The following is a 255-nucleotide window of genomic DNA, read 5'->3' as shown; positions in this document are numbered from 1 at the left end:
CACAGGTGATCAGGTAGAGAATACCAAGGCGCTTGAGAGAACTCTGCTGAAGGAACTAGGCAAAATGGTACCGTAACTTCGGGAGAAGGTACGCTGTTGGTGGTGATAGGACTTGCTCCTTGAGCTGCTGGCAGTCGCAGATACCAGGCTGCTGCAACTGTTTATTAAAAACACAGCACTCTGCAAACACGAAAGTGGACGTATAGGGTGTGATGTCTGCCCGGTGCTGGAAGGTTAATTGATGGGGTTAGCGTA

Annotated in this window: 1 rRNA gene; it reads left to right on the top strand. The window is 49.8% G+C overall.

The annotated features are described in order from the left end of the window. Positions 1-255: ribosomal RNA gene (locus NJD71_RS13855) — 23S ribosomal RNA — on the top strand; the annotation flags it as partial.

Source organism: Psychrobacter sp. PP-21 (assembly GCF_033790785.1).
Classification (GTDB): Bacteria; Pseudomonadota; Gammaproteobacteria; order Pseudomonadales; family Moraxellaceae; genus Psychrobacter.
This window is presented reverse-complemented; position numbering and strand designations above follow the sequence as displayed.